At 72.3% G+C, this 21,761-nt stretch carries 19 protein-coding genes and 12 tRNA genes; 25 read left to right on the plus strand and 6 right to left on the minus strand.

Features of this window, described 5'->3' with window-relative positions:
* Positions 1–125 precede the first annotated feature (125 nt).
* Both AB0I21_RS45570 and AB0I21_RS45575 read left to right on the plus strand, forming a co-directional pair.
* A complete protein-coding gene (locus AB0I21_RS45570; RefSeq protein ID WP_360570411.1) occupies positions 126–1,256 on the plus strand; it encodes an acyl-CoA dehydrogenase family protein in 1,131 nt (376 codons plus the stop codon).
* A gap of 46 nt (positions 1,257–1,302) precedes the next feature.
* Positions 1,303–1,743 (plus strand): Lrp/AsnC family transcriptional regulator, encoded by a 441-nt coding sequence (locus tag AB0I21_RS45575; protein ID WP_360570413.1) that lies wholly within the window; start codon positions 1,303–1,305, stop codon positions 1,741–1,743.
* On the opposite strand, the gene AB0I21_RS45580 is transcribed toward AB0I21_RS45575, so the two are convergent.
* Complete coding sequence (locus tag AB0I21_RS45580) at positions 1,740–2,435, minus strand: haloacid dehalogenase-like hydrolase (protein WP_360570415.1); 696 nt, start codon at positions 2,433–2,435, stop codon at positions 1,740–1,742. The genes AB0I21_RS45575 and AB0I21_RS45580 overlap by 4 nt on opposite strands.
* A gap of 37 nt (positions 2,436–2,472) precedes the next feature.
* Here AB0I21_RS45580 and AB0I21_RS45585 point away from each other — a divergent pair, with 37 nt between their 5' ends.
* The 18 genes from AB0I21_RS45585 to AB0I21_RS45670 all read left to right on the plus strand — a co-directional run bounded on the left by AB0I21_RS45585 (position 2,473) and on the right by AB0I21_RS45670 (position 10,373).
* Positions 2,473–3,042: a histidine phosphatase family protein gene (locus tag AB0I21_RS45585; RefSeq protein ID WP_360570417.1), complete on the plus strand. Its 570-nt coding sequence runs from the start codon at positions 2,473–2,475 to the stop codon at positions 3,040–3,042.
* Positions 3,043–3,408: 366 nt separating this feature from the next.
* Positions 3,409–3,482, plus strand: a tRNA-Glu gene (locus AB0I21_RS45590).
* Positions 3,483–3,615: 133 nt separating this feature from the next.
* Positions 3,616–3,688, plus strand: a tRNA-Gly gene (locus tag AB0I21_RS45595).
* A 42-nt stretch (positions 3,689–3,730) separates the two neighbouring features.
* Positions 3,731–3,803, plus strand: a tRNA-Gln gene (locus AB0I21_RS45600).
* Between the two features lie 30 nt (positions 3,804–3,833).
* Positions 3,834–3,906 (plus strand) — tRNA-Leu (locus AB0I21_RS45605).
* Between the two features lie 10 nt (positions 3,907–3,916).
* Positions 3,917–3,990: transfer RNA gene (locus AB0I21_RS45610), tRNA-Arg, on the plus strand.
* Positions 3,991–4,001: 11 nt separating this feature from the next.
* A tRNA-Lys gene (locus AB0I21_RS45615) sits at positions 4,002–4,074 on the plus strand.
* A gap of 1 nt (position 4,075) precedes the next feature.
* Positions 4,076–4,152 (plus strand) — tRNA-Met (locus tag AB0I21_RS45620).
* Between the two features lie 28 nt (positions 4,153–4,180).
* Positions 4,181–4,256: transfer RNA gene (locus tag AB0I21_RS45625), tRNA-Glu, on the plus strand.
* 11 nt (positions 4,257–4,267) lie between these two features.
* Positions 4,268–4,340 (plus strand) — tRNA-Asn (locus tag AB0I21_RS45630).
* A gap of 14 nt (positions 4,341–4,354) precedes the next feature.
* Positions 4,355–4,438 (plus strand) — tRNA-Tyr (locus tag AB0I21_RS45635).
* A 12-nt stretch (positions 4,439–4,450) separates the two neighbouring features.
* A tRNA-Arg gene (locus AB0I21_RS45640) sits at positions 4,451–4,524 on the plus strand.
* 11 nt (positions 4,525–4,535) lie between these two features.
* Positions 4,536–4,608 (plus strand) — tRNA-Cys (locus tag AB0I21_RS45645).
* Between the two features lie 124 nt (positions 4,609–4,732).
* Complete coding sequence (locus AB0I21_RS45650; RefSeq protein ID WP_344502206.1) at positions 4,733–5,149, plus strand: YciI family protein; 417 nt, start codon at positions 4,733–4,735, stop codon at positions 5,147–5,149.
* Positions 5,150–5,153: 4 nt separating this feature from the next.
* Positions 5,154–6,365 carry a DUF6596 domain-containing protein gene (locus AB0I21_RS45655; protein ID WP_360570419.1) on the plus strand — a complete coding sequence of 404 codons (1,212 nt, stop codon included), beginning with the start codon at positions 5,154–5,156 and terminating at the stop codon, positions 6,363–6,365.
* Between the two features lie 9 nt (positions 6,366–6,374).
* Positions 6,375–6,782: a DUF1801 domain-containing protein gene (locus AB0I21_RS45660; RefSeq protein ID WP_360570421.1), complete on the plus strand. Its 408-nt coding sequence runs from the start codon at positions 6,375–6,377 to the stop codon at positions 6,780–6,782.
* An 85-nt stretch (positions 6,783–6,867) separates the two neighbouring features.
* Entirely contained in the window at positions 6,868–8,484 is a 1,617-nt protein-coding gene (locus tag AB0I21_RS45665) for a M4 family metallopeptidase (RefSeq protein ID WP_360570423.1), read from the plus strand.
* A 398-nt stretch (positions 8,485–8,882) separates the two neighbouring features.
* Positions 8,883–10,373: an LLM class flavin-dependent oxidoreductase gene (locus AB0I21_RS45670; RefSeq protein ID WP_360570425.1), complete on the plus strand. Its 1,491-nt coding sequence runs from the start codon at positions 8,883–8,885 to the stop codon at positions 10,371–10,373.
* A gap of 62 nt (positions 10,374–10,435) precedes the next feature.
* Here AB0I21_RS45670 and AB0I21_RS45675 read toward each other — a convergent pair whose 3' ends face one another.
* Positions 10,436–11,263: a transglutaminase domain-containing protein gene (locus AB0I21_RS45675; protein ID WP_360570427.1), complete on the minus strand. Its 828-nt coding sequence runs from the start codon at positions 11,261–11,263 to the stop codon at positions 10,436–10,438.
* 23 nt (positions 11,264–11,286) lie between these two features.
* Between AB0I21_RS45675 and AB0I21_RS45680 the strand changes: the two genes are divergently transcribed.
* Positions 11,287–12,090, plus strand: a complete 804-nt coding sequence (locus AB0I21_RS45680) for an alpha/beta fold hydrolase (protein WP_360570429.1) — start codon at positions 11,287–11,289, stop codon at positions 12,088–12,090.
* On the opposite strand, the gene AB0I21_RS45685 is transcribed toward AB0I21_RS45680, so the two are convergent.
* Complete coding sequence (locus AB0I21_RS45685; protein WP_344502214.1) at positions 12,068–13,075, minus strand: serine hydrolase; 1,008 nt, start codon at positions 13,073–13,075, stop codon at positions 12,068–12,070. The genes AB0I21_RS45680 and AB0I21_RS45685 overlap by 23 nt on opposite strands.
* A gap of 107 nt (positions 13,076–13,182) precedes the next feature.
* Between AB0I21_RS45685 and AB0I21_RS45690 the strand changes: the two genes are divergently transcribed.
* Positions 13,183–14,379, plus strand: a complete 1,197-nt coding sequence (locus tag AB0I21_RS45690) for a nuclear transport factor 2 family protein (RefSeq protein ID WP_360570431.1) — start codon at positions 13,183–13,185, stop codon at positions 14,377–14,379.
* Here the strand turns inward: AB0I21_RS45690 and AB0I21_RS45695 are convergent.
* Together AB0I21_RS45695 and AB0I21_RS45700 are read right to left on the minus strand one after the other, a co-directional pair.
* Positions 14,349–15,704: a diguanylate cyclase gene (locus AB0I21_RS45695; protein ID WP_360570433.1), complete on the minus strand. Its 1,356-nt coding sequence runs from the start codon at positions 15,702–15,704 to the stop codon at positions 14,349–14,351. The two genes, AB0I21_RS45690 and AB0I21_RS45695, sit on opposite strands and share 31 nt — an antisense overlap.
* Before the next feature lie 30 nt (positions 15,705–15,734).
* Entirely contained in the window at positions 15,735–17,075 is a 1,341-nt protein-coding gene (locus AB0I21_RS45700) for an extracellular solute-binding protein (protein WP_360570435.1), read from the minus strand.
* A 473-nt stretch (positions 17,076–17,548) separates the two neighbouring features.
* Between AB0I21_RS45700 and AB0I21_RS45705 the strand changes: the two genes are divergently transcribed.
* From AB0I21_RS45705 to AB0I21_RS45715, 3 genes are all read left to right on the plus strand, one after another.
* On the plus strand, positions 17,549–18,082 hold the full coding sequence (locus AB0I21_RS45705; protein ID WP_360570437.1) for a C40 family peptidase: 534 nt from the start codon (positions 17,549–17,551) through the stop codon (positions 18,080–18,082).
* A gap of 81 nt (positions 18,083–18,163) precedes the next feature.
* Positions 18,164–20,191 (plus strand): methyl-accepting chemotaxis protein, encoded by a 2,028-nt coding sequence (locus AB0I21_RS45710; protein ID WP_360570439.1) that lies wholly within the window; start codon positions 18,164–18,166, stop codon positions 20,189–20,191.
* A 58-nt stretch (positions 20,192–20,249) separates the two neighbouring features.
* Positions 20,250–21,125 carry a superoxide dismutase gene (locus AB0I21_RS45715; RefSeq protein WP_360570440.1) on the plus strand — a complete coding sequence of 292 codons (876 nt, stop codon included), beginning with the start codon at positions 20,250–20,252 and terminating at the stop codon, positions 21,123–21,125.
* A gap of 70 nt (positions 21,126–21,195) precedes the next feature.
* On the opposite strand, the gene AB0I21_RS45720 is transcribed toward AB0I21_RS45715, so the two are convergent.
* The gene (locus AB0I21_RS45720) at positions 21,196–21,711 is read right to left on the minus strand and encodes an LURP-one-related family protein (RefSeq protein WP_360570442.1); all 516 of its coding nucleotides are present in this window, start codon (positions 21,709–21,711) and stop codon (positions 21,196–21,198) included.
* Positions 21,712–21,761 lie beyond the last annotated feature (50 nt).

Genomic DNA, 21,761 nt, shown 5'->3' on the forward strand with positions numbered 1-21,761 from the left:
TGGGTCGCGGCGGCGCCGGAGCGCAGCGGAGGTGGCGCTGTGAGCGGCCAGCGGAGCGGCTCGGGCCGCTCACCGGCATGGCAGGTTGGGTCGCGGCGGCGCCGGAGCGCAGCGGAGGTGACGCTGTGACCGCCCCTGTCGAGCGTGTCCTGCCGACCGAGGAGGCGGCCGACCTCATCGGGCTCGTGCGGGAGATCGCCGACGGGGAGCTGGCGCCGCGCGTCGACGACTTCGAGGCCCGCGGCCAGTTCCCCCGCGAGCTGTTCCGCCTGCTCGGCCGGGCCGGGCTGCTCGGGCTGCCGTTCGACGCCGAGTACGGTGGCGGCGGCCAGCCCTACGAGGTGTACCTGCAGGTCCTCGAGGAGATCGCGGCCCGCTGGCTGGCGGTCGCCGAGGGCGTCTCCGTGCACAGCCTCGCCTGCTACCCGACCGCCGCGTACGGCACCGAGACGCAGCGCAAGCGGCACCTGCCCGACATGCTCGGCGGTGAGCTGCTCGGCGCCTACTGCCTGTCGGAGCCGCAGAGCGGATCCGACGCGGCGTCGCTCACCACCCGGGCCGACCCCGACGGCGACGGGTACACGCTCAACGGCACGAAGGCCTGGATCACCCACGGCGGCAAGGCCGACTTCTACGACGTCTTCTGCCGCACCCCCGAAGGCATCTCCTGCCTGCTGCTCGACGCCGGCACCCCCGGGCTGCTGCCGCAGGCACCCGAGCGGACCATGGGCCTGCGCTCCTCCACGGTCGCGCAGATCGTGCTCGACGGCGCGCACGTGCCCGCCGACCGGCTCCTCGGCGAGGCTGGAGGCGGGTTCAAGATCGCGCTGAGCGCCCTGGACGGCGGCCGGCTCGGCATCGCCGCCTGCGCCGTCGGCCTCGCCCAGGCCGCCCTCGACTACGCGGTCGCCTACGCCAAGGACCGCGCGCAGTTCGGCCGCCCGATCATGGAGTTCCAGGGCGTCGGGTTCATGCTCGCCGACATGGCCACCCAGATCACCGCGGCGCGGGCGCTGTACCTGTCCGCGGCGAGACTGCGCGACGCCGGCCGCCCGCACAGCGCGGAGGCCGCGATGGCGAAGCTGTTCTGCACCGACACTGCGATGCGCGTCACCACCGACGCCGTCCAGGTGCTCGGCGGGGCCGGCTACGTGCAGGACCACCCCGTCGAGCGGTACATGCGGGAGGCCAAGGTGCTGCAGATATTCGAAGGGACCAACCAGATCCAACGCCTCGTCATCGCCCGGTCGCTCTGAGAATCGTGCCTGCGCGCCGGGGCGGGCACCAGTTAGGGTTCGTGCCGTGGAAGAGACCGATCGCGCGATCGTGGCGGCCCTGGCCGCCGACGGCCGCCTGTCCTACACCGACCTCGCCGAGAAGGTGGGGCTGTCGGTGTCGGCGGTGCACCAGCGGGTGCGCCGCCTGGAGCAGCGCGGCGTCATCAAGGGCTACACGGCACGGCTCGACCACGACGCGATCGGACTGCCGCTGACGGCGTTCGTCGCGATCCGCCCCATCGACCCGTCGCAGCCCGACGACGCCCCCGACCGGCTGGCGAAGCTGCCGGAGATCGAGTCCTGCTACTCCGTCGCCGGCGAGGACTTCTACATGCTGCTCGTCCGGGTCGAGAGCCCGCTCGCACTGGAGCGGCTGCTGCAGGAGATCCGCACCGCCGCCAACGTCATCACCCGCACGACGGTCGTGCTGTCCACGCCGTACGAGAACCGGTCGCCGAAGATCTAGCGGCCGGTGCGGGCCCGGCTGATCGCGTCCCCGACCCCGCTGGTGTCGGACAGGTCGGGCAGGACCACGTGCGCGCCCGCCGCCACCAGCTCCTCGACCGTGTAGCGGCCGGTCGCCACCGCCACCACGCCCGCGCCCGTGGCGAGGGCCGCCTCGACGTCCAGCGGCGTGTCGCCGACGAGGACCGTCCGCAGGCCGTCGAAGGAGCGCTCGTACCGGTCCCGCGCCGCCGCCCTGGCGATGCCGACGAGGTTGGCCCTGACGGTGTGGCTCCAGCCGTACGCGCCCGCGTCCAGATCCAGGTGCTCCACCAGGCCGAACGGGCCGAGCTTCACCTCCGCGATCCGCCGCAGGTTGCCCGTCAGCACCGACTGCACCCCGCTCGCCGACATGACGGCGGCCAGGGCGCCCGGCAGCGCCCGGCCCCGCACCGGCAGGAGATGCGCCAGCTCGTCGAACGCCGTCTCCGCCGCGACCCGCAGCCCCTCCAGGTGCTCCTCGGACGTCGGCGCGCCGTTGAGCCGCAGCACGTCGTGCGCGATCGCCCGGTCGGTGCGGCCCGCCATCGGCGGCTGGTTGGTCACCGGCCGTCCGTACCGGCGAAAAAATGCCAGATCGTAGGCCTCACGACCGAGTCCATCGACGTCGACGAGGGTATGGTCAACATCCCAGAGCACCAGAACCTCGTCCACGAGACGCACTGTAGCGAAGCGAGGCAGAATGAGGCGGATGGGCGACATCGTCGTGGTGCGGCACGGACAGACCGAGTGGAGCGCCGCCGGGCGCCACACCTCGAGGACCGATCTCGACCTCACCCCGGCGGGTGAGCGGCAGGGCCGGGCACTCAGCCGGGCGTTCATGACGGCGGGCTTCGTCGCCGTCGTCAGCAGCCCCCGCCGACGCGCGCTGCGCACGGCGGAGCTCGCCGGCCTCACGGTCACCGAGGTCGACGCCGACGTCGCCGAGTGGGACTACGGCACGTACGAGGGGCTGACCACCTCCGAGATCCGGGCCGAGCGGCCGGACTGGGAACTGTGGACCGACGGCTGCCCCGGCGGCGAGACCCCGGAGCAGGTCACGATCCGGCTCGACCGTTTCCTGGCGCGGGTCCGCCCGATGCTCGTCGTCGGTGACGTCGCCGTCGTCAGCCACGGCCACGCCTCGCGCGCCCTGGCGTCGCGGTGGATCGGCGAGTCCGTCGCGTTCGGCGCGCGCCTCAGCCTCGACACCGCGACCCTTTCGACGCTCGGCCACGAGCACGACCTACCGTCGATCCGCACCTGGAACGCGACCATTTGAAAGACCGCCGATAAATAGGGTTGTCGCCGTCGTCGGCGCGCCCTATCGTATTCATCAACACCGGATGAAACACCAAGAGACAGGAGACGGGCCATGAAGCGGCTCCCCAGTGACGCGACGCGACGGCAGCTGCCGCGCGGTTGCGGGGAAGCCGTGTTCGGAGGCAATCTCCGCGGTTATCTCTGTGAGCGACTCCAGCAGCACCAGGGCAGGTGGAGCGGCTAGCATCCCGCTGGCACAGCACCCCGCCGCCCTTCCCGCACCCGGGACCGGGCGGTTTTTCTTTGCCCGCTCGCCGGCCGATGAATGCCGTTCTTTGACAACTCGATAGTGGATGACGCACGTCTATATGAATGTGCGAAATAGCGCCCGTGAGGCTGAGGAAGGTAGACCACTGGACTCTCAATCCGGAAGACCGGGTTCAACCCCCGGACGGGCGACGCAGCTCTGGTGAACTCGGCGGACACGCCGCTCTTCCACAGCGGAGAAACGGGGTCGGTGCCCGTGAGCTGTTCTGGGTGCCCGGGGAAGGGAACGCGAGGGGGACGCTCGCCTCCCGGGGCACCAGCACGTGCGGTTGTAGCTCAGTGGTCAGAGCGTCGCCTTGCCATGGCGAAGGTCCCGGGTTCAAGTCCCGGTTGCCGCTCCGTTGTTCCCCGGCCGGCGGGCCATCACCCCGCCGGCCCCTTGCAGGCTGGTGTAACCCGGCAACACATCCGGCTCTGAACCGGACATTGGGGGTTCGAATCCTCCGCCTGCAGCGCACGCCCCGGGGCTGTCCGGGGCGCCACGCCCTCGTGGTCCAAAGGTAGAGGCACGGCGTTGAGGTCGTCGTAGGTGCGCGTTCGAATCGCGCCGAGGGCACGCAGTTCACGTCTTCGTAGCTCAGGGGAGTAGAGCGCCAGGTTGCGGACCTGGGGGTCGCTGGTTCGAATCCAGCCGAGGACACGCAGTACAGCGCGCCGCTAGCTCAATGGGTAGAGCGGCTGGCTCTTAACCAGCAAGTTCGGGGTTCGAGTCCCTGGCGGCGCACTGCGGGGTGGAGGAGCTCGGTCGTCCTCGCCGGTCTCATAAGCCGGAGCATCGTGGGTTCGAATCCCACCCCCGCATCTCACGTGTACGACTGTGTATGCAGCATGGCGCGGTGGACGAATTGGGAGAGTCGCCCGGCTTTCACCCGGGACACTGTGCGGGTTCGAGGCCCGTCCGCGCTACGTCAGTCCGGTCCGGCGTCGCCCAATCGGCAGGGCAAACGGCTGTTAACCGTTCGGGTCCCGGTTCGAGTCCGGGCGCCGGAGCAACACCAGATCACGCGGGTGCGCCGACGTTGGAGAGTCGGGCTTGGCTGTAACCCAGGTGCCTACTGGCTCAGGGGGTTCGAATCCCTCCATCCGCACGCAGTACACACGCCTTCGTAGCTCAGTGGAGCAGAGCGCCAGGTTCCGAACCTGAAGGTCGCTGGTTCGAGTCCAGCCGAGGGCACGCAGCAGCACGACCGTATGCCCGAGTCAGGTCAGGGGGCCGCCTGCAAAGCGGTGCACGCCGGTTCGAATCCGGCTTCGGTCTCAGCAGGCGTCATCCACTGTGCGAGTGCGAAGATCGTTGCGGCGCGCATGTCGAAACCGCCGGGGTGGCTCCGTTCCCATGGTGACCGCCGCCGGACGCCGCCGCGCGACGTGAGGAGCCGGGGATGGCGAAGTACCTGCTGATCGTTGACTACAACGGCGGCGACGTGGACACGCCGATGGACGAGTGGACGCCGCAGGACATCGCGGCGCACATGGACTACTACGGGGCGCTGCGGCAGGAGCTGCTCGACAGCGGTGAGCTCGTCGACCAGCAGGCGCTGACCGGGCCGGAGCACGCGAAGGTGGTCACGTCCGACGGCGTCGCGGCGCCGGTCGTCACCGACGGGCCGTTCGCCGAGTCGAAGGAGCTGCTCGCCGGCTATCAGCTGGTCGACGTCGACTCGGAGGCCCGGGCGATCGAGATCGCCGCGAAGATCTCCTGCGTGCCGGGGCCGGGCGGGGTGCCGCAGCGGCAGCCGATCACGGTCCGCAGGGTGATGGACGCGGCCGACTTCGAGCTGCTGACGTCCGAGGTCTGAGCCGGTGAAGGACCCTGTCGAGGACCTGCTGCGCGAGCTGGCGCCGCAGGTCCTCGGCGCGCTCGCCCGCCGGTTCGGCGACTTCTGCGCCGCGGAGGACGCCACGCAGGAGGCGCTGCTCGCCGCCGCCACGCATTGGGACGGGATCCCCGACAACCCGCGGGGCTGGCTGATCCAGACCGGTTCGCGGAAGCTGCTCGACCAGCTGCGCGCCGACCAGGCCAGACGGCGGCGGGAGGTGCTCGCCGTCGAGCCGCCGCCGGTGGTGTACGAGCGGGACGACACCCTGACCGTGCTGTTCCTGTGCTGCCATCCGGCGCTCACCGAGGCGTCGGCGATCGCGCTGACGCTGCGGGCCGTCGGCGGGCTGAGCACGGGTGAGATCGCCCGGGCGTTCCTGGTGCCGGAGGCGACGATGGGCCAGCGGATCAGCCGCGCGAAGCAGAAGGTCCGCTCCCTCGACGCGCCGTTCCGGATGCCGGAGCGGCCGGAGTGGGCGTCCAGGCTGCGGTCGGTGCTCCACGTCCTCTATCTGATCTTCAACGAGGGGTACGCCGGTGGGGGCGGGGAGCTCGTCCGCGTCGACCTGTCCGCCGAGGCGATCCGGCTCGCCCGGATGCTGCGCGCGCTGCTGCCCGACGACGGCGAGGTCGCGGGGCTGTTGGCGCTGATGCTGCTCACCGACGCCCGGCGGCCCGCCCGCGTCGACGCCGCCGGTGACCTGGTGCCGCTCGCCGAGCAGGACCGGCGGCGGTGGCTGCGGCCGCTGATCGTGGAGGGCACCGCCGTGCTCGACGCGGCGTTCCGTGCCGGCGCGGTCGGCCCGTTTCAGCTGCAGGCCGCGATCGCCGCCCTGCACGACCGGGCGGCGAGCACGCAGGACACCGACTGGCCGCAGATCCTCGCCCTGTACGGGCTGCTGGAGCGCATGACCGCGAATCCGGTCGTCGCGCTGAACCGGGCGGTCGCGGCCGCGATGGTGGACGGCCCGGCGGAGGGGCTGCGGCTGCTGGCGGCCCTGGACGGGCGCCTGCCGGGCAGCCACCGGCTCGACGCGGTCCGCGGCCACCTGTACGAGCTGGCCGGTGACGCCGCGGCGGCGGCCGGGCACTACCGGGCGGCGGCGTCGGCCACGGCGAGCATCCCCGAGCGGCGGTACCTGACGATGCGCGCCGCGCGGCTCAACGCCGGCGGAAATGTCGTACCCGGGTCGTAGCGTGTGCGCATGGCAGACACGAACCAGACGGTGGCGGGCGACGGCGATGTCGGCGAGTTCGTCGAGGGGGTGGCCGACGAGCGGCGGCGCGGGGAGGCGCGAGGGCTCGTCGCGCTGATGGCCGAGGTCACCGGCGAGCCGGCGGTGCTGTGGGGCAAGGCGATCGTCGGCTTCGGCTCGCGGCACTACCGCTATGACTCGGGCCGGGAGGGCGACGTCCCGGCGGTGAGCTTCTCGCCGCGCAAGGCGCAGACGGTGCTGTATCTGACCGGCGGGGTGGACGCGTATCAGGACCTGCTGAGCCGGCTCGGGCCGCACACGACCGGCAAGGGCTGCCTCTACATCAAGCGTGTCGATGCCGTCGACGATGCCGTCTTACGCGAGATCGTGGGTCGTTCGTTCCACATGACCTTGTAGCAAGGGGTTCACGAGACATTCATACCCTGATATACGTCGATGCGTGACGTCACCCGTCACGGATGGACCCACTCAGGGAGGGCCAGTGAGAAGAAGCTTCGCGGCGCTGATCGGCGCCGTGCTCGTCGTGCCCGCGACGGCCACCGCCGCGTTCGCGGGACCCGTCGGCTCCGGCGGACCGGCCGTCGAGGTGTCCGGCGGCTCGGCCGGCACGGCCGCCGTCGACCGGGCGCTGCGGCTGCACGGTGCCGACGCGAAGGTCGCGTCCGGTGACGCGTTCAAGGTCTACCGCACCCAGGTGGACGCCGGCGGCGCCGCCCACGTGCGCTACACCCGCACGTATCACGGGCTGCGCGTCTATGGCGGCGACGTCGTCGTGCACACCGACGCCAAGGGCGCCTACGCGGGCACCTCCAACAGCCTCGACGCGCCGCTGCGGATCTCCGTCACCCCGTCCGTCGCGGCGGTCGCCGCGCAGCGCACCGCCAAGGCCGCGTTCGCCGGCAGCGTGACCGCCACCCGCGCGCCGCAGCTCATGGTCGACGCCTCCAGCGGCACCGGGCGGCTCGCGTGGGAGAGCGTCGTGGAGGGCTGGGCGCCGGACGGGCAGACCCCGTCCGTGCTGCACGTCGTCACCGACGCGACCAGCAACGAGGTTCTCGGCACGTGGGACGAGATCGAGACCGTGGCCGGCACCGGCAAGACCATCTACTCCGGCAACGTCAGCATCGACACGATGCTGAGCGGCAGCACGTACCGGATGAGCGACCCCTCGCACGGCAACAACACCGCCTGCGACATGAACAACACCACCTCCGGCACGTGCACCGTCTTCACCGACGCCGACAACACGTGGGGCACCAACGCCAACAGCAACCGGCAGTCCGCCGGCGCGGACGCCTACTTCGGCGCCGCGAAGACGTTCGACTACTTCAAGAACGTGCACGGCCGCAACGGCATCTTCGGTAACGGCGCCGGCGTGCCGTCGCGGGTGCACTACGGCAACGCGTATGTCAACGCGTTCTGGAACGGCTCACAGATGACCTACGGCGACGGCTCCGGCAACTCGCGGCCGCTGGTCTCCCTCGACGTCGCCGGCCACGAGATGAGCCACGGCGTCACCGCCAACATCGTCTCCGGCGGCCTCACCTATTCCGGCGAGTCCGGCGGTCTCAACGAGGCCACCAGCGACATCTTCGGCTCGATGGTCGAGTTCTACGCCAACACCGCCAGCGACCCGGGCGACTACCAGATCGGCGAGAAGATCAACATCCGGGGCAACGGGACGCCGCTGCGGTACATGTACAACCCGTCGCTGGACGGCTCGTCGCACAGCTGCTGGTCCACCAGCACCAAGAACGTCGACGTGCACTACTCGTCGGGCCCGGCGAACCACTTCTTCTTCAACCTCGCCAACGGCACCGGCAGCACCGCCTACGGCACCTCCCCGGTCTGCGGCTCCGCCCCCGCCGTCACCGGCATCGGCCGGTCGAAGGCCGAGCTGATCTGGTTCCGCGCCGTGAACCTGTACTTCACGTCCAACACGTCCTACGTCAACACCGCCAACCCGGGCAACACGGCCCGCGCCTACTCGCTGCGCGCCGCCGCCGACCTGTACGGCAACTGCTCCACCGAGTACAAGGCGGTCAAGGCCGCCTGGACCGCGGTCAACGTCGCCGGCAACGACGCCGCCTGCCCGTAGCGGGCAGCGTTTCAAGTCCAACGTCGGGGCAGGGCCCGGTCATACGGATGGCCGGGCCCTGCCCCGTCGCGGGGCTCGCGCCTGTCGATGACTCCCGTGCGCCGGCGATCTACCGCCGTTCCCGGTTCGTGCCGCCGGCGCTGGGCCTGGATGGGGAGTGGGGCATGGCGGTGGATCGCTTCCGGACGCTCGCGGAGGTTGCCGGGAGCGTCGCCCGAGCCAGTTGCCGACGTCGGTGCGGAGACTGCCGACGGGCTGCGATCTGCTTGTGAAAGGGTGAGGCCGGGGCTGGGGTACTGCCGATCGCGCGCGGCGGTGCGCAGCAGGATCGGCGGCTGACCGGGTGCGTCGGGTCACACGAAGCGAACGCTTAATCGTCTGTGTGGCAGAATATCTGCATGACCGACTATGGGCACGAGCTGCGCTTCGGGACGTTCCTGCCGGCCGAGGCGGCGACCGCCACGGAGACGCTCCGGCTCGCCCGGCTCACGGAGGAGCTCGGCCTCGACCTGACCAGTGTGCAGGACCATCCGTACCAGGCGCGGTTCCTGGACGCGTGGACGCTGCTGTCCGTCGTCGCGGCGCAGACCAGCACGCTCACCGTCTTCCCCAACGTCGCCAACCTGCCGCTGCGCCCGCCGGCCGTCCTCGCCCGGGCCGCCGCCAGCCTCGACGTCCTCACCGGCGGCCGGGTCGAGCTCGGCCTCGGCGCCGGCGCCTTCTGGGACGCGATCGCCGGCATGGGCGGCGAGGTGCTGACCCCCGGCGCGTCGCTCGAGGCCCTGGAGGAGGCCGTCGACGTCATCCGGGCGCTGTGGAGCACCGAGCGCAGCGCCCGCGTCGACGGCACCCACTACCGCCTGCGCGGCGCCCACCCCGGCCCGCCGGCCGCCCACCCGATCGGCATCTGGATCGGCGGTGTCAAGCCACGCATGCTGCGCCTCGTCGGCCGGCTCGCCGACGGGTGGCTGCCGAGCGCCCCGTACGTGCCGCCGCCGCAGCTGGCCGAGGCGAACCGGCGCATCGACGACGCCGCCACCGCCGCCGGCCGCTCCCCGGGCGACATCCGCCGCCTGTACAACGTGGCCCCCGGGCAGGCGCCCCTCGCCGGGCACCCGAGGACGTGGGCGGCGCAGCTGGCCGACCTGGCGCTGGGGGAGGGGATGAGCACCTTCGTCCTGATGGTGCAGGCGGGCGGGGACGGTGTGCTCCGCACGTTCGCCGAGGACGTGGTGCCGGAGACCCGCCGTCTCGTGGCCGCGGCCCGTGGCACCACCGACGCGCCCGTGCCGGCCGCCGCGCCGGAGGTGGTGTCCGTGACCGCGGCGGGCGAGGTGTCGGGGGCGGTCGCGCTGTGGGACGAGTCGCAGCGGCCGGCGGGGCCCGTGCCCGGGACGCCGCTCACCGCCGCGCAGCGGGCATCCGGGCAGCACCTGGTCGACGTGCACGACCACCTCCGCCAGGAGCTGGAGCAGCTGCGGGACCTGGTCGAGCAGGTCGCCGCGGGCGGCATGGACGTCGGCCGGGCCCGGTCGATGATCAACACGATGACGATGCGGCAGAACGCCTGGACCCTCGGCACGTACTGCGAGAGCTACTGCCGGGTCGTCACCACCCACCACACCATCGAGGACGTGAACCTCTTCCCGCGCCTGCGCGCCGCCGACCCGCGCCTCGTCCCGGTCGTCGACCGCCTGGAGGCCGAGCACCACGTGATCGCCGACGTGCTCGAGCGGGTCGACGCCGCCCTCGTCGCCATGGTGTCGCGGCCCGACGGCATCGCCGACGTCCGCAAGGCCGTCGACCTGCTCGGCGACACGCTGCTGTCGCACCTCGCCTATGAGGAGCGCGAGCTGGTCGACCCGATCGGCCGTCTCGGCCTCTTCTGACACCGCCCGCGGGAGGCCGCCTGCGGGAGGCGCCCGCCCGCGGCAGGCCCGCCCGCGGGACGTCAGAGGTCGACCCAGGCGTCCAGGCCGCTCGGGGAGACGCAGTGGACGCGGCCGCCCGGGTGCAGGGCGGGGTCGGCGGCGTACCGGTCGGCGAGCTCCCGCTCCGCCTCCACGGCGCCCGCGTCGGCGGCGAGCAGCCGCTCGGCGACCCAGTCGGCGAGCTCCTCGTCGACCTCGCCCCACTCGTCCCAGAGCAGCAGCTCGTCGCGCTGGCGGTGGGCGAGCTCGTGGCGGACCTGGTCGAGCAGGAAGCGGTGGCCGCGGTACGGGCCGACCGGATCCGCGCCGAAGTTGTCGGCGTCGATCTCCTCGCGGCGGTGCGCGGTCCACGCCTCGGCCGCGGTGATGAACTCCCGCACGTCGAACGTGTCGACGTCGGTCGTGGCGGGGTCGAGCTGGGCGTCGACGCGGACCCAGCGCTCGCCGTTCCAGTACTCGGCGACCACGTGGTCGTAGTGGAAGGCGTCGCCGAAGTAGCCGGCGAAGCCGATCCGGCTGCGGGCGGCGACCCCGCGGTGGCGCAGCGCGGCGACGGTGAGCAGGGTGAAGTCGCGGGCGCAGCCGACGACGCGGGTCTTCGGCTCGCGGGGCGCGCCGAGCGGGCGGGTGTGCCGGGACCGGTCCGCGGCGAGCATCCGCGACACCCACCGCGAGTCGACCTCGGCAAGTCGAACGCCGGAGAACGACAGGCCCTGCGCGAAGTAGTGCACGACGACGTTGCGCACGACGCTGACCAGGCCGGGAATGTCCGTCGGCAGATGGTTGAGCAGCGCGGCGTACGGACCCGGGTCACTGAAGGCGGACTGCGACCGGTACCGATCGACCATGCGCCTCAATGTACCGTCACCCGATGCGCATCGACGTTCGCGGGTTGACCTTCGAGGTGCACGCAAAGGGTCCCGCGGACGGCCCGCCGGTCCTGCTGCTGCACGGGTTTCCACAGGACAGCCGGGAGTGGGACGGCATCACCGGCGGGCTGCACGACGCCGGCCTGCGCACCTTCGCCCTCGACCAGCGCGGCTACTCCCCGGGCGCCCGGCCGGACGGCAAGCGGGCCTACCGGATGGCCGAGTGCGTCGCCGACGTCGTCGCCGTGCTCGACGCGCTCGGGCTGCCCGACGCGCACGTCGTCGGGCACGACTGGGGCGCGGTGGTCGCGTGGCAGGTCGCGGCCCGGCACCCGGACCGGGTCAGGACGCTGACCGCCGTGTCCGTGCCGCACCCCGTGGCGTACGCGACCTCGGTCCGCCGCGACGTCGCGCAGACACTCAAGTCGGCGTACATGCTGTTCTTCCGCACGCCGTGGCTGCCGGAGCGGCTGCTGTCGGCCCGCGGCGGCGCGCTGCTGCGCAGGATCGCCGGTGGTCACCCCACCACGGAGCCGGACAACCTGACGGGGGCGCTCAACTGGTACAGGGCGATCTCCGGCCACGACCTCAAGGGACTGGGCCCGGTCACGGTGCCGACGACGTTCGTCTGGAGCGACCGCGACGTGGCGATCTCCGGCCACGCGGCCCGCCGGTGCGCGGCCTTCGTGACCGGAGACTTCCGCTTCGTGACCCTGCGTGGCGTCAGCCACTGGATCCCCGACGAGGCGCCCGGGCCCCTGCTGGAGGCTGTGCTGGAGCGGGTCAGCCCCCGTCCACGGCGGTGAAGGGCTTCAGCGGCTGCTTCGCCGCGATCGCCGGCACCGTGACCCGCTCGACCACGTCGAACATGGCCCGGCCGAGCACCGCGTGCGCCTCGACGGCGGGGTGCGTCGCGCCGTAGTTGTCGAGGTCGCCGAGGCCCTCGGCGAACAGCCCGTAGACGAGGGCGGGCGCGCCGTCGGCGCCGAACATGATCCCGGCCTCGTGCCGGGAGGCGCCGAGGGTGTTGAAGTCCTGGCCGTACTTGGACGCGACCCGGCTGCGCTCCGCCGAGGACATGTTGCGCCGGATCCCGTCGTGGTAGCCGTTGATCCAGCGCAGGATGCCCAGCAGGAAGTCGCAGGAGGCGGGCTTCAGCAGCGTCTTCGTCGCCAGGCGCCACAGCAGGTCGTGGATCTCGCGGGGCGTGGTGTCGCCGAGGAAGAACCGGTTCGGGTTCGCGACCGGCTCGACCCTGGTGTGGGTGAAGCCCTTCGCGGCGAGGATCTCGTTGATCTCCAGGGCCGGCACGACCCGGCCGCACATGCGCACCGCGGTGTTGTCGGAGACGAGCAGCATCGCGGTGAGGAAGTTGGCGACCGTGATGTCGTCGCCCCACACCGTGTGCAGGAAGTAGATGCCGGTGCCGCCGAGGATGATGTCGGCCTGCAGGTCGAGCTTCTGGTCCAGCCGCAGCTCCCCACGGTCGATCTTGTCCATCACGGCGGTGGCGACGGCGAGCTTCTGCACGCTGTAACCCTTGGTGACGTGGTCGGCGTCGTCCTGGACGACCGGCTGCGGCACCCCGGCCGCGTCGACCAGCGCGATGTGGGCGTGCCAGGTGCCGCCGGCCTTGGCCTTCTGCCGCTCGTACACGCGACGGATGCGCTCGGAGGGTGACCCTGTCGCCGTCGTGGCCGCCTCCGCCGAAGCGGGTGAGCCGACGAGCGGGACGGCCGCGGCCCCGGCGCCGAGCGCGATGGCGGCGCGGCGGGTGAGCTTGTTCGTCATGGTCCGGACGCTAACCACACGCCATGACCGATTCAACATGACAAATCCCATCTGCTGCGCTTTCAACCTTTGACCGCCCTGCGGCGTCGTCCTTGTAGCGTTTCATCATGGACACAGCGGCGTCCCTCACCGAGGCACTTGCGGCCGTCACGTTCGCCGACCGGGGCGCCGACGAGGTCACCGGGCTGCTCGTCGAGGCGGTCGTGGCGTGGGCCGAGGGGCAGGGCTGGCGGACGTATCGCCGCGCCGCGAGCGTGTTGCCGTTGCCGCCACCGTACGAGCGTCAGCGCTCCGTCCTGGATGTCGCCTGCGCGCGGCCCGACGGCCCGCCCGTGGTGGTCGAGGTCGACCACGGCGACCGGCAGCGCACCGTCGACAAGCTCGCCGCCGAGGCCGCCGCCGGGCGGGTCGCGATCTGGGTGCGGTGGGGCACCGGCCGGCTCGCCGTTCCGGAGGGGGTGCTCCTGGTGGCGCTGCCGGTGACCGCGCGGACCGGCCTGCACGGGCGCGGCAGGCGGTTCTCCAGGGTGCCGGACCTGCCGGCCCCGGCGCACACGGCGGGCGGCGGGTCGTACACGGCGGAGGAGCTCGGCGCGAGCGGCGGTGCGGACATGGTGGAGGATCTCGGCGCGGGTGGCGGGTCGTCCCCGGCGGAGTCGTCCGCGGTGGAGGAGCGCGGCGCGGGCGGCGGTGCGGACATGGTGGAGGATCTCGGCGCGGGTGGCGGGTCGTCCCCGGCGGAGTCGTCCGCGGTGGAGGAGCGCGGCGCGGGCGGCGGTCCGGACACGGTGGAGCAGCTCGGCGGGGGAGGTGGGCCATCCACTGTGGAGGAGCGCGGCGAGGGCAACGGGTCGTACACGGCGAAGGAGGCCGAACAGGACCCGCCGGCACCGGAGCGCGGTGCGGGCGACGGGTCACCCACCGAGGAGGACCTCGACGGTGATGTGGCGCTGGTGCTGCGCGCCTACGCCGCGTTCGCGCGGGGCGACATCGACGGCGCGGTGCGGGACCTGGCGCCGGACGTGGACTGGGTCGAGCCGGACGAGTTCCCCGGCGGCGGGCACCACCGCGGGCCGGCGGCGGTCGCGGCGTACCTGCGTAACTCCTACGACGGCTGGGGCGAACTGCACTCCGAGCCGGTCGCGCACCGCCGCGGCGACCAGATCGTGATCGTGCACCGGGTGTGGGGCACGCTCCGCGACGGCACGCCGGCGTCGGCGACGGTCGCGGACGTGTTCACCGTCGAGGACGGCAAGGTCGTGCTGATGATGGCCTACGCGGACCCGGCGGACGCGTTCCGGTAGGCGGCGCGCTGCGGGCACGGGGCGTGGGCGACGCGGCCCTTGCCGCCGGTCTTCGCCGCGTACATGGCGACGTCGGCGTCGTGCATGAGCTCGTCGATCGGGACCTCGCCGTCCCACAGCGACACGCCGACGCTGGCCCGCGGGGTGAGCGTGGCGCCGTTGTGCTCGGTCGGGACCTGCAGCGCGGCGAGCAGGCGGCCGGCGACGGCGTCCACGTCCTCGCGGGCGTCCATGCCGTCGAGCAGGACCGCGAACTCGTCGCCGCCGAGCCGGGCCACGGTGTCGCAGGCGCGGACCCCGGCGAGCAGCCGCTCGGCGACGACGGTGAGCAGGTGGTCCCCGGCGGCGTGCCCGTGCACGTCGTTGACCAGTTTGAAGCCGTCGAGGTCGACGAGCAGCATCGCGACGGGCAGGCCGCTGCGGGCGTTGCCGCGGGCCGCGCCGAGCCGCTCGCGCAGCAGCGCCCGGTTGGCCAGGCCGGTCAGCCCGTCGTGGGAGGCCCGGTGGTGCACCTCCTCGAACACGCCGCGCAGCACGCCGAGCGTCTCGTTGAGCGAGCGCCCCATCTGGCCGACCTCGTCGGCGCGGTCCAGCTCGACCCGGCGGCTGAGATCGCCGCGGGCGACCCTGGCGAGGACGTCGACGACCTCCCGCAGCGGCCTGGAGATGGTGCGGGCGGCGAGCACCGACAGCAGCACCGCGGCGAGCGCGCCGATGGCCAGCAGCAGGCCCATCAGCTGGGCGGTGCGCACGCTGTTGGCCCTGGTCCTGCGGGCACCGTCGTCGACGGCGTCGACGAGCTGGGCGAGGAAGCTGCTGGCCCGGTCCTTGACGGCCCGGGCGATCGCCTCGGAGCGCACCAGCACGACGGAGGCTGCCTTGCGCTGCTCGCCCTCGCGGGCCGCGTCGAGCGCCGCGTCGCGGGCGGTGCGCCACATCGTGATCGTCGCGGCGAAGGAGCGCAGGCTCTCGTGTTCGGCGGCGGACAGCCCGATGACGGTCAGCGCCCGCACGTCGGTGTCGATGGCCTTGTCGGTCTCGGCGATGATCTCCGCGTAGCTGTCCCGGTAGAAGCCGGGCTCCGACAGGATGTACGACAGCACGGACTCCTGCTGGGAGCCGACGGCGGAGCGGACCGCGGTCATCCGCGCCAGGGCGACGACGTTGACCTTGTACTCGTGGTCCTGCTCGGCGACGAGCCGGCGCAGGTTGAGCAGGCCGACGACGCCGGACGCGGTGAAGATCGCGGTGACGACGAGCGACACACTCATGATCTTCGTGGCGATCCGGCGGTCAGCCGTCCAGCGCCGCATCCGGTCGTACACGCCGCTGACATCGGCTCGGGGCGACGGAAGCTAAGCGGGCCAGGTGGCGTCGACCCGGTGCAACGCGGTTGCCGTGGGGGTGCCCTTCACCCACGCGGTCATCTCGGTCCAGAACGAGCCGGCGCCGACGGTCGCGGGCATCAGGTCGGAGCCGTCGAAGCGGAACGTGACGGCGGGGTCGGCGAGCAGGTCCGCGGACAGCTTCGCCACCGGCGAGGTGAGCAGCGACCGGTCGAGGCCCTTGTTGGCGCTGACGATGTCGCCGCTGACGGCCCGGCGGTCGGCGAACTCGGGGGTGGCCAGGTAGGCGGCGAGCGCCTGGACCTCCGGGCGGTCGGTGAACGCGCCGGCGAACACCCCGGCGCCGAGGACCGGCCGGCCGGCCCCGGATCCCGCCGCGGGGTCGACCGGCGGCAGGTAGAACGCGAAGATGTCGCCGTCCTCGGTGATCTTCGCGGTGGAGGGCCACCAGGTGCTGTAGAACGACGCCTGCCGGTGCATGGCGCAGTCCTGCTGCAGGATCGGCAGGCCGCCCTCCTGGAACGCGGTGGTGGCGACGCTGTCGACGCCGCCGTAGCCGCCGTTGACGTAGGCGGGGTTGCGCAGGATCCCGCCGACGCGGTCGAGCGCGGCGACGACGGCGGGGTCGTCGAACGGGATCCGGTGCTCGACCCACCGGTCGTAGACGTCGGGTCCGGCGGTGCGCAGCAGCGTGTCCTCGAGCCAGTCGGTGACCGGCCATCCGGTCGCGGCGCCGGACTCGATGCCGGCGCACCACGGCTTCACGCCGTCGGCGGCGATGCGGTCGCTGAGCGTGAGCATCTCGGCCCACGTCTTCGGCACCGTGTAGCCCTTCGCGGCGAAGTACTTCGGCGAATACCAGACGAAGGACTTCACGTTGGCGTCGACGGGGGCGCCGTACAGGACGCCGTCGACGCTGCCGTAGCGCTTCCAGTCCGCGGAGAACCACCGGTCGACGTTGGCGACGACCTCGCCGCCGGCGGGCTTGAGGGCGCCGGCGCGGACCATGCTCGTCAGCAGGCCCGGCTGCGGGAAAAGGGCCAGGTCGGGCGCGTCGCCGGCCTTGACCCGGGTGGGCAGCGCGGTCTCGAAGTTCGCGGAGCCCGTGTAGTTGATGGAGATGCCGGTGCACGCCTGGAACGCCTCCCAGGCCTTGGCGAGCTTGTCGGCCTCCACGTCCCGGATCGACGAGGAGACGCTGACGGTGGTGCCGCGGTGGCCCTGGTAGCCCGCGTAGGGCGCGCAGGTGGCGGAGGCGGCCGGTCCGTCGTCGCCGCCACCGCCGCAGGCGGCCGCGGCGAGCACGACCGCGATCGCGACACCCCTCCGCAGCGTCCGCGAAATCCGCATGAATGCAGCATATGCGGTTGATTCGGTCAGGTGGGTCCGGTCGCCGTACAGGGTCGGCCGGTCGGCTCTGGACCGGTCGGCCGTTCGGTACGGACAAATACGGCTATTCCAGGGTGCAGGCGGGCAATCGCGGCTGTGAATGATTTCACGCCCGCCAACGTCGGGTGGATGCGGCGGTTAGCGTCGCCGACGGCCCTCATGACGGCCGGTAACCACATCGTCCGTTTCGCCCGGTACTTCGGGTCCGTCCGGCTTCCGCAGCGGCAGGCATCCCGAGACACGCATGAGAGCACCGGGCCGACCGTGGAGTCATCCTGAACGCACGCCAGCCCCTGCACCGCATCGCGGCCGGCACCGCCGCACTCGCCCTCACCGCCGTCTGGCTCGGCCCCTCGGCCGCCGCGGCCCAACCAGCACCACCGAACGAACTGAGCGTCGACTCGGCCGGCACCCTCGCCGACCAGGAGCTCCAGTTGGCCGCCTACGAGCGGGCCGACAAGGCCTACCGGACGCTGCGGCTGCAGACCCGCACCGCTCCCGGCGCCCACGACGCCGACACCCGCCCCGCGCCCCCGGCGCAGCCCTCGGTCAACGTCGCCAAGCCGGCGCCGAAGACGGCGGCACCGAAGAAGTCGACCGGCTCAGGATCGGGCGGATCCACCGTGAAGCCGCCCTCCGGCGCCGCCGGGACCGTGGTGTCCTTCGCCCTCGCCCAGGTCGGCAAGCGCTACGTGTACGCCACCTCCGGGCCGAACACGTATGACTGCAGCGGCCTGGTGTCGGCCGCCTATGCCCGGGTCGGGATCAAGCTGCCGCACCAGAGCGAGCAGATCGCCGCCCGCGGGCGGCGCGTGCCGTCCGGGCAGTGGATGCCGGGCGACGTCATCCACACCTCCGGGCACGTCGCCATCTACATCGGCGGCGGCAAGGTCGTCGAGGCCGCCAACCCCAGCGCCGGGGTGCGCGTCGCGCCGGTGCGGGGCGGCACCGCGTACCGCTTCCTCTGACGTCTCTGGCCTCGCCGGTGCCGATGTACCGGCGAGGCCCGAAACGCTCAACAACCGTCCTGCACCGCCGATGCACCCGGTGTGACCGCTTCTGGACGGCCGGCCCTGCTCGCGCCGGCACTCTGGCTCGCGGACCGGGTCCGCACCAGCACCCGTCTCGCGGTGCTCTGCGTGCTCCTGCTGATCCCCGGCCTGGGCGCGACCTGGGCGTACACCGGATCCATCAACCACCAGATCGACCTCACCGGCGCCGAGGTCGACGGCACCGAGGTGGTCCATCCGGCGCTGGACGCGATGGCCGACCTCGCCGCCGGCCGCACCCCGGACCTGGGCCGGCTGCGCACCGAGGTCGCCGGCCACCCGCGACTGGGCCTGTCGGACGAGATGAACGCCGTCACCGCGGCACAGGAGAAGCTGCCGGCGGCCGAGGCCATCGCCGCGCTCATCACCGCGGCCGGCAACACGTCCAACCTCACCCTCGACCCGGACCTCGACACGTCCCACGTCGCGGGCATCCTGATCGGGCTGCTGCCCGAGGCGATCCTGGCGGCCACCGGCGCGGCGGCCCAGGACACCTCCGCACCCCACAACGACCGCGTCGCGGCCCAGGCCGTCCTGGCCGGCACCCTCAACGGCACCGCCGGCGAGATCCGCGAGGCGGTGCAGACCGCGACCCGCAACACCGGCGACGCGTCGCTCGCGCAGCGACTCACCACGCTCGGCGCCGCCGCGGACGCCGTCGAGGCGCTCGGCGCCACCCTCACCGCCAAGCTCACCGAGCCGGGCCCGACCGCGTTCGACGGCGCCGCGGCCGTCGTCGCCGCCGTCGAACCGGCCATCGCCGCCCTGAACCGGCTGCTCGGCACCCGGCTCGACCACCTGCGCCAGGGCCGGCTGATCAACCTCACCGCCACCACCGCCGGCCTCGTCATCGCGCTGTGGCTCGCCGCGGCCGTCTGGTGGCGCACCCGCCACGACGTGAACCTCGCCTGCGCTGGCGTCGTCGCCACCGCCGACGGCGACCTCGCCGAGCGGGAGCTGCCCGACGGGCGCGACGAGCTCGGCGACCTCGGCCGGGCCCTGCGCAAGGCCCGCGGCCGCCTCGCCGAGCAGGACGCGGAGCTGCGCCAGGCCCAGCGCGTCCGGGAGGAACAACTGCACGCGTCGTTCGAACAGCAGCGGGAGGCGCAGCGGCAGCTCCGCGAACGCGCCCAGGGCGTCGTCGACGAGTCCGTCGGCGAGATCTCCCGCGAGCTGCGCGACGTCCGCGCGCAGGTCGACGCCGTCCGCGACGCCGCCCGCACCATCGACGAGCGCGTCACCGAGGCCGACCACGCCACCGCGTCCGTCGTCGAGCGGGCCCGGCGCGCCGAACAGGTCGTCGCCGCGCTCGGCGAGAGCCTCCGCCAGGTCGACGGCACCACCCAGCTCATCGCCGGCATCGCGGCGCAGACCCGGCTGCTCGCCCTCAACGCCACCATCGAGGCCGCCCGCGCCGGGGAGGCGGGCCGCGGCTTCACCGTCGTCGCCAACGAGGTGAAGGACCTCGCCGGCACGACGGCCCAGTCCACCGAACAGATCGCCGCCACCCTCACCACGCTGGAGCGCAGCGCCGCCGACATGACGAACACGATCGCCGCGATGGTCGCCGGCGTCGGCGGCATCGGCGACGCGACCGGCGTCCTGCGGCACGTCGCCGTCGACCAGCACAGCGTCGTCGACGTCCTGGACCGCCAGGTCAACGGCACGATGGAGCGCATCGAGAATATGTCGGCGCTCGCGGAGAAGCTGGAACGCCGCCACGCCGAACGCATCGCCGCCACCGGCCCCGTCCGTCTCGGCCTCGCCGGCGGGCGCGAGGTCGTCGCCGCCCAGCTGCAGGACCTCAGCCACGGCGGCCTGCGCTGCCAGGCCGACGGCACCCTCGACCTGCGCACCGGCGACACCCTCGACGTCGAGCTCGTCCTCGACGGCACACCCACCCGCCTGCACTGCCAGGTCGTGCACTGCATCGCCGGCGGCCCCCACACCGAGCTCGGCCTGCAGTTCCTCGCCCCGTCCACGGACATCGTCGAACGGATCCGCCGGCACATGAACGCGACCAGCTGAATTCGGGGTACACCACGACATGTCGAAATTCCTGCGCGTCACAGCCATCCTGACCGTGGTGTTGGCATCTGTACTGATGTCCGCGCCGGCGTCGGCCTCGCCCGTTTCGCCCGCTGTGCTGGATCTCCCCGAAGGGTTCCAGCCCGAGGGCATCGCGACCGGTCCCGGGCCCTTCGCATACCTCGGCTCCCGCGCGGACGGCCGCATCTACCGCGCCAACCTGGTCACCGGCAAGGGCACCGTGATCAGCCCCGCCGTCGGCACCCCGTCGCTGGGCATGAAGACCGACCAGCGCGGCCGTCTCTTCGTCGCCGGCGGCAACGCCGGCAACGCCCGTGTCATCGACCTGCGCACCGGCGCCGTCCTGCGCTCCTACCAGTTCGCGACCGCGCCCACGTTCGTCAACGACGTCGTGCTCACCCCGCGGGCCGCGTACTTCACCGACTCCAACAAGGCCGTCGTCTACCGGCTGCCGCTCGGGCGTGACGGCTCCCTGCCCGCCACCTTCGAGACGCTGCCGCTCACCGGCGACTTCGTCCTCGACCCGAACGGCCTCAACCTCAACGGCATCACGTCCACCCCGGACGGGCGCGCCCTGATCGCCGTGCAGTCCAGCACCGGCTACCTGTTCCGCGTCGACCCGGCGTCCGGCGTCACCGCCCGCATCGGCGACCTGGCCCTCGTCAACGGCGACGGCCTGCTCACGATCGGCCGCACCCTGTACGTCGTGCAGAACCGCCTCAACCTGCTCACCTCGGTGAAACTGTCGAAGGACGGCCGCGCCGGCACCGTCATCGCATCGGTGACCGACGCCCGCTTCGACGTGCCGACGACGGTCGCGAGGTTCGGCAACCGGCTCTACCTGCCGAACGCCCGCTTCACCACGCCGCCGACGCCGACCACCCCGTACACGGTCGTGGCCGTCCGTCTCTGACCTTTCGTCGGCGTCCGTCTCTGACGTTGATGTGTGCTGCCGCCACCGGACGCCCGGTGGCGGCAGCACGTCAGTCGTCCTGCTGCTCCTTCTTCTTGCGCTCCTCGTCCTTCTCGCGCTGCGTGGCGAGCTCGAGCGCGAGGACCGCGGCGAGGATCAGGACGTGGTTCTCCGAGTCGGCGATGCGCACCGCGTAGCTGTCGCGGATGCTCAGCCAGCGCTTCGACACCGAGGCGACCTCGCGGCCGTCGCGCTCCACCGTGTACTCGTGGTCGAACAGGTCACCGCTCATCGTCAGGTCGCCGTCGCCGGGCACGTCGATGGTGAACTTCTCGCGGAACGGCGTGAACAGCTTCTTGCGGACCTCCGCGGCGTCCTCGCCGGCGATCCTGATCTGGTACGTGGGCCGCAGCGCGATCAGCTGCCGGTGGACCGACGCGACCTCGGCGCCGTCGAGGTCCTCGATGACCAGCTTGTCACGCAGGCTCAGCACCTTGCCGTCGACGTGCAGCACCTTGCGGCCTGAGTCGTCGGTGATGTCGAAGTCGTCACCGATGTCGAAGAACCGTTCCTTGATGACATACATGATCCCGATTCTCCTCCGGTCGGGCGGTCTTTGCCTGGCGGGCTCTGTGG

It is taken from the genome of Dactylosporangium sp. NPDC050588 (assembly GCF_040654975.1).
Taxonomy (GTDB): domain Bacteria; phylum Actinomycetota; class Actinomycetes; order Mycobacteriales; family Micromonosporaceae; genus Dactylosporangium; species Dactylosporangium maewongense.